Source organism: Chryseobacterium sp. LAM-KRS1, from assembly GCF_013184525.1.
GTDB classification, from domain to species: domain Bacteria; phylum Bacteroidota; class Bacteroidia; order Flavobacteriales; family Weeksellaceae; genus Chryseobacterium; species Chryseobacterium proteolyticum.
This window is the reverse complement of sequence record NZ_JAAOIZ010000014.1, coordinates 1-1873: the sequence shown is the minus strand read 5'-3', so window position 1 is coordinate 1873 and position 1873 is coordinate 1. Positions and strand designations below refer to the sequence as shown.

Sequence of the window (1873 nt, the reverse complement as noted above, 5' to 3'; positions counted from 1 at the left end):
ATTTCACAAGGTAGTCGTATGCTTTATCTTTCTGCCCAATAGCGTTGTAAGCTGTAGTTACAGCAGAAACCACAAGAGAATATTCCATAGGTTTAGCTCCCATTTGTCTTCTCAGGTATCTCTGATCACCAGGGCTAAGGCTTAAATAGTAATCATATTCTTCGAATATTCCTTTCTTAAGAACTTCTGCCAGTTTCAATCCTTTTTGTTCCTGTCCTGCTACAATATATCCGTACACAATTGAACTTAATGAGCGTGGATCATTGTATTTTTCTACCGGAATTTCCTTAGCAGCAAGGTCCAGTAACTCGATCGCTTTAGCTTTTTCACCTTTTAAAGAAAGGGCTGCTGCTGCTCTGCTCGCTGCACTTCTATAGCTGATGATATTGGAAGTTGCGGTTTCATCAAAATGAGCATTTAAGTCTTTAAAATTACCCCATTTGAAGTTTTTCACCACATTGTACAGAGAGTTGGCGTCTACCCTTCCCATATCTCCATCGCTGCTAGGTGGCGTGTGAATAGGAATCAGTCGGTAACTGAAACCATCCAACTGCAAATAATCATCCAGATAGAAAATATTTTCGCTGTCATATACTCCGCCTGAGGAGAAGTTAATCGGTCTTTTCCAATCAAAATTAGCCAGAATATCAAACATCATCAGGTTGTTCTTATAAAGAGTATTCGCTTTATAATCGATCATGATCTGATTAACAGTATTAGGAAGATCGCTTGGATTGATAATCCCCGCTTTTAAAGCATTCTCCTTGTTGACAGGTAAAATAAATTTACTCACCGGTAAGAAGTTGTATTTTTCATAACGCGCCTCTCCGAAGATCATTTTAAGAATTTCATCCTTTTCAGGGGATTTCATTTTGATGAAATTGATTGCTTCTTTTAAAGTAATGGAATCCTGGGTAAGATACTTTCTAAAAGCCTGGAATTCCGTAGAAGAGGCTCCTTGTTCCTGAAGGTTATTGAAGATATTCTGCCAGTCTTCTTTTTTCATCAGGTAGATCTGATCATTCACACCATCCCTGTAGTCTTCGTGAGTTAACTGGCTTGGAATAGCATTGGCATTATAGGTTTTTCTCTTTACCTGGTCAATGTTCCATGGTGTTGATAGCAAAGTAAAGTTGACCACTTTTACATCATCACGGAAATTTTCGGTTTCCTGAATAGCCCAAACCGGATATGTATCATTATCACCGTATACAAATAAAATATCCTCTTTTGGCAATGATTTTAATACGGAATAAGAATAATCATATGCTGTATACCGGTTACTTCTGTCATGTACATTATAGTTCTGGAATCCCATCATAAAAGGTATACCCAGTAAAACCACTCCTGCAACAATATTCGCTGCACCGGACTTTACTTTAGACTGTAAGAACCATAAAATAGCACCCGCTCCTAAGCCTATCCATATAGCAAAAGCATAGAATGAGCCTACCATCGCATAATCCCTCTCCCTAGGTTCAAATGGTTTTACACCTGTATAGAAAATAATTCCAACGCTGGTAATAACGAATAATGATAATATAGCATAGAATCTTCCAAAATCCCTGTTAAGCTGGAAGAAGAATCCGATTAATCCCAAAATAAGAGGTAAAAAGAAAAAGGCAACCGTGCTTTCATTTTTAAATTTAGCAGGCATCTTATCCTGATTTCCCCACATGGCATTATCTATAAAAGAAAATCCGGAAATCCAGTTTCCTTTTGTATTTTCCATATTCCCCTCAAGATCATTCTGTCTTCCTACAAAATTCCACATCAGGTATCTTACAAAGTAATATCCGTTCTGGAAAGTAATGAAGTAATCCATATTCTGAGCCAGAGAAGGCTTCTGAACATTAATAAGATCGTATGGCTT

Annotated in this window: 1 pseudogene; it reads right to left on the bottom strand. The window is 37.6% G+C overall.

The features are described 5' to 3' along the window. Positions 1-1873 (bottom strand): annotated as a pseudogene (locus G9C87_RS20675) (DUF2723 domain-containing protein); the annotation flags it as partial.